General features: G+C 39.6%; 6 protein-coding genes. All 6 read right to left on the bottom strand.

What is annotated here, in order from left to right; genetic code table 11:
* The coding region (locus tag V7Z64_RS12025; RefSeq protein ID WP_334110536.1) for a DUF5317 family protein at positions 1 to 258 on the bottom strand (258 nt) is incomplete at its 3' end.
* A 192-nt stretch (positions 259 to 450) separates the two neighbouring features.
* A complete protein-coding gene (gene glpK / locus V7Z64_RS12020) occupies positions 451 to 1941 on the bottom strand; it encodes a glycerol kinase GlpK (protein WP_297987404.1) in 1491 nt (496 codons plus the stop codon).
* A 38-nt stretch (positions 1942 to 1979) separates the two neighbouring features.
* Positions 1980 to 2807 carry an MIP/aquaporin family protein gene (locus tag V7Z64_RS12015; RefSeq protein WP_297987405.1) on the bottom strand — a complete coding sequence of 276 codons (828 nt, stop codon included), beginning with the start codon at positions 2805 to 2807 and terminating at the stop codon, positions 1980 to 1982.
* A gap of 162 nt (positions 2808 to 2969) precedes the next feature.
* A complete protein-coding gene (locus tag V7Z64_RS12010) occupies positions 2970 to 3524 on the bottom strand; it encodes a glycerol-3-phosphate responsive antiterminator (RefSeq protein WP_297987406.1) in 555 nt (184 codons plus the stop codon).
* Positions 3521 to 3922 carry a secondary thiamine-phosphate synthase enzyme YjbQ gene (locus V7Z64_RS12005; protein WP_297987408.1) on the bottom strand — a complete coding sequence of 134 codons (402 nt, stop codon included), beginning with the start codon at positions 3920 to 3922 and terminating at the stop codon, positions 3521 to 3523. The genes V7Z64_RS12010 and V7Z64_RS12005 overlap by 4 nt, the downstream gene beginning before the upstream one ends.
* Before the next feature lie 125 nt (positions 3923 to 4047).
* The gene (locus tag V7Z64_RS12000; RefSeq protein WP_297987410.1) at positions 4048 to 4296 is read right to left on the bottom strand and encodes a hypothetical protein; all 249 of its coding nucleotides are present in this window, start codon (positions 4294 to 4296) and stop codon (positions 4048 to 4050) included.
* Between the last annotated feature and the right edge of the window lie 111 nt (positions 4297 to 4407).

Here is a 4407-nt window from a genome sequence, read left to right as displayed (position 1 = left end):
AAAAATCGTTTTCATCCCTGGATAATGACGATTAAGCCAAATGAATGTTAATCCAACGATGTAAATAATAATAAACGTGATATTGCTTATATTCGCTAATATGGCGATGCGATCCTGCAATAAGAAGAAAATCCATTGCACAAGCAACAAGATAGGAAAAATCCAGCCGCCTTTCAATTTTAAAGTCGCAATACCTTTAAAATTTCCTCCACGAAATAAACCAATGAGAATACCTAAAATAATTCCATCGTATACCATATAGCCCTCACATTTCTTCAGAAAACAAAATTTTTTCTTTTTGTTGATTATAATAGCACATTTTTTTCGCTATGGAAACGGTTATATTGACGAAATATTTTGTTTTTCTTTTTGATTATTTAGAACATAGTTTTATTGAATAATGTAGAATAAAAATAAAACCGACTGCCTAAAAAGCAGCCGGTTTTATTTTTATTTAAACGCTTGTGCCGCGCTCACGGCTTTTTTCCATCCATCATATAATCGTTGTTGGACATCAGCGCTCATCTTTGGTTCGAAAGCACGCTCAATATTCCACTGTTTCGCAATTTCTTCTCTGCTTTCCCAATATCCAACTGCAAGACCTGCCAAATAAGCAGCACCGAGGGCGGTAGTTTCATTCACAATCGGTCTCTCGACTGGTACGCCAAGAATATCGCTTTGAAACTGCATTAAAAAGTTGTTTTTTACAGCCCCACCATCCACTCGTAACGTTTTCAACGTAATACCTGCATCCGCTTCCATGGCTGTTAATACATCTTTCGTTTGGTATGCGAGTGACTCAAGTGTTGCACGAATGAAATGTTCTTTCGTTGTTCCACGCGTTAAACCAAATACAGCACCTCGTACATCACTATCCCAGTATGGTGTGCCAAGGCCTACAAACGCTGGTACAACATATACCCCATCCGTCGAGTGTACTTTTACTGCATATACTTCGCTATCTTTCGCTTCTTTAATCATTCTTAGCCCATCTCGCAACCATTGAATGGCAGACCCAGCAACGAAAATGCTTCCTTCTAGCGCATATTCGACCTTTCCATCAATTCCCCATGCAATCGTCGTTAACAAACCATGATCCGATTGCACGGCTTTTTCCCCTGTATTCATCAACATAAAACAACCTGTTCCATACGTGTTTTTCGCCATACCTTCTTCAAAGCACGCTTGCCCAAACAAAGCTGCCTGTTGATCCCCTGCAATTCCAGCGATCGGTACTTCTTGCCCGAAGAAATGGTACGGTGCTGTATGTGCGTAAATTTGTGAAGATGGTCGAACATCTGGTAGCATCGCTTTTGGCACATGCAAAATGTTAAGAAGTTCATCATCCCACTTCTGCTCATAAATGTTGAACATTAACGTTCTTGACGCATTCGAGTAGTCTGTCACATGTGCTCTCCCTCCGGACAATTTCCAAGTGAGCCATGTATCAATTGTTCCAAACAACAGATCCCCACGTTCTGCTTTTTCGCGTGCCCCCGCAACATGATCTAAAATCCATTTAACTTTTGTTCCTGAGAAATACGCATCGATTAGCAAACCTGTTTTCTGACGAAATAGGTCATCGTATCCATTCTTTTTCAACTCTTCGCAAATTTGTGCTGTCTGGCGCGATTGCCACACGATGGCATTATATATTGGCTGGCCTGTTTGCTTATCCCACACGACTGTCGTTTCACGCTGGTTTGTTATACCGATGGCAGCAACTTGTTTCGGCTCAACAGCTGCTTCTGATAATACTGTTGCAATAACAGCTAAAATTGATCCCCAAATTTCATTTGGATTATGTTCAACCCATCCTGGTTGAGGGAAATATTGTGTAAATTCTTTTTGAGCAATGTGCACAACTTCCCCTTTTTGATTAAACAAAATGGCACGTGAACTCGTCGTTCCTTGATCAAGAGCTAAAATGTACTTATCCATACTTCTTTCTCCTCTCCTTAATTTTCTTCTACTAATGACTATATAGTTACTTTACTTCTAACTTGCGCATTGTCATTTTTTCTCTGTTCTACTAAAAAAGCCATCGTTAAAATAGCTGCTGTTAAGACAAGAACATACCAGAACGATTGTGTCACTTGACCTTTAAACACCGCTTTGTAAAAAAGTCCACCTAGTGAACCACCTAACAAAGGTCCAATAACTGGGATCCAAGCATAACCCCAATTAGATTTACCTTTACCAGGTATCGGTAATATAAAATGGGCAACTCTTGGTCCTAAATCCCTTGCTGGGTTAATTGCATACCCAGTGGTTCCTCCCAAAGAAAGGCCTATACTGACTATAAAAAATCCAACAATTAATGGATTCAAACCTTCCGTAAACTTATTAGCTCCGATTGCTAAAATTCCGAGAATTAAAATAAATGTCCCCAATATTTCACTAAGTAAATTCGCAAAACGGTGTGGAATTGCTGGACCCGTAGAAAATACACCGAGTTTCACATTTGGATCTTCTGTTTCTTTCCAATGTGGCAAATAGTATAAAAATACAAATATTGCGCCAATCATTGCGCCAATCATTTGAGCTAAAACATACTCAGGAACTTGGTTCCATGGAAAATCTCCATTAAATGCTAACCCTAATGTAACAGCAGGGTTTAAATGAGCTCCACTATATTGTCCGACTACATATACAGCAATGGCTACTCCGAGTCCCCACCCCATTGCTATCACAATCCAACCGCCATTCTGGGCAAACGACTTCTTCAAACTAACTGATGCACAAACCCCTCCTCCAAAAATAATTAATAGTGCTGTTCCTAAAACTTCGGCTATAAATGGTGTCATAGCCTCTCCTCCCCTTTGCTATTTTTTTGACAGAAACAAAAAGACCCACACATATCCCGCCTACATGGAACATGCGTGAGTCTCCTTTTCTCCGTCACAAAGTTGATTAACTTGTTTACAATTTTAATTAATATTGAAAACGGTGTCAATGGATTTTTTGCATTATTTTGGCTCGAAATATCGCCAAAGTTCGACATTGGATGTCGTTACTGCAACAGCCCCTGCGGCAAGTGCTGCTTCAACCTCTGTTTCATTTTCTATTAATCCGCCAGCGATAATGTCTTTCCCCGTTCGTTCGTGAAGTTGAGAGATGACTTTCGGAACAACACCTGGCAACACTTCAATGTAGTCCGGGTTTGTTTTTTCTACAAGTTGAACGCTTCGTTCAAACGCATTCGAATCAATAATAAATGTTCGTTGAATCGCGATCACGCCTTTTTGTTTCGCTTTCGTGATTACGCTGCTTTTTGTCGAAATCAATCCATATGGTTTGACGAGCTGACATAAAAATTCCGTCGCATATTCATCACTTTTTAGCCCTTGGATTAAATCGACGTGAAGAAACATTTTTTTGCCATGCTCATTTGCGTATGTATACACACTTTTCAGCATACCGATATGAATATCTAAAAATACCCCATACTCATAATTCATTTTGATGAGTTTATCAAAATCTTTCATCGAACGTACAGCAGGCAAAATACGTTGTCCGTTCATCCTTTGATCACCTTCACATAAAATGTGCGCGTTCTCGGTCCGTCAAACTCGCAAAAATAAATGCCTTGCCATGTCCCAAGAAGCAGCTGTCCTTTTGTGACAATAACATGCGCTGAGGATCCAACCGTGCTTGCTTTCATATGTGCCGCAGTATTTCCTTCACTATGCCGATCAAGCGCATGATGCCATGGGTACAACTCATCAAAACGGCGAATCATGTCTCGTTTCACATCTGGGTCAGCATTTTCATTTATCGTAATTCCTGCGGTTGTATGCGGACAATAAACAACGGCAATCCCCTCTTGTACCCCACTTTCTGTGACAAATGATTGAACAAACGAAGTAACATCTACAAATTCATCCCGCTTCGTTGTTTGAATCGTCCATCGTTTCATCATCATATCTTCCCACCTTTATCCTCATATATTTATGATCATACATATTTTCACAGTTCTTTTCCATAAAAAATTTATGAATCACGAAATAACACCTATCATAGTTAAAGCCCAGGATGATCTGGGCTTTAATCATATACATGTTGAGAAGGAATGATATAATCTACCGAAATCACAGGCAAATCATGTTGTTCGACGGAGGCGACGATAAACCCTTGATTGCTTACAATGCCAAATTGTTCTTTCTGTTGTTCAAATGCTGCTTCGCTAAATGCTAACACAGTTTGATATAGCTTTTCTTGATCGACTTTTTGCTTTCGTACATGATTGCTTAACTTAATGATGACTTCTTTTCCACAAATTTGACCACGATACATGCCGCTCACTCCCTTTTTATACTCCTTACTGTTAATGTTATGCACTTATTACAAAAATCCTCCCTCTAAAAATGTTGATATATCAAGGTTTCTTGGCATCTTAGGGGTGCC

Source organism: Anoxybacillus sp. (assembly GCF_036834105.1).
Taxonomy (GTDB): Bacteria; Bacillota; Bacilli; order Bacillales; family Anoxybacillaceae; genus Anoxybacillus.
The sequence above is the reverse complement of the archived record's forward strand: the minus strand, read 5'-3'. Positions and strand labels throughout refer to the sequence as shown.

What these genes read in the sequence shown, in the direction of transcription:
- glpK (WP_297987404.1), bottom strand. Translation starts at nt 1,941, where the DNA reads ATGGATAAGTACATTTTAGCTCTTGATCAAGGAACGACGAGTTCACGT.
- V7Z64_RS12015 (WP_297987405.1), bottom strand. Translation starts at nt 2,807, where the DNA reads ATGACACCATTTATAGCCGAAGTTTTAGGAACAGCACTATTAATTATT.
- V7Z64_RS12010 (WP_297987406.1), bottom strand. Translation starts at nt 3,524, where the DNA reads ATGAACGGACAACGTATTTTGCCTGCTGTACGTTCGATGAAAGATTTT.
- V7Z64_RS12005 (WP_297987408.1), bottom strand. Translation starts at nt 3,922, where the DNA reads ATGATGAAACGATGGACGATTCAAACAACGAAGCGGGATGAATTTGTA.
- V7Z64_RS12000 (WP_297987410.1), bottom strand. Translation starts at nt 4,296, where the DNA reads ATGTATCGTGGTCAAATTTGTGGAAAAGAAGTCATCATTAAGTTAAGC.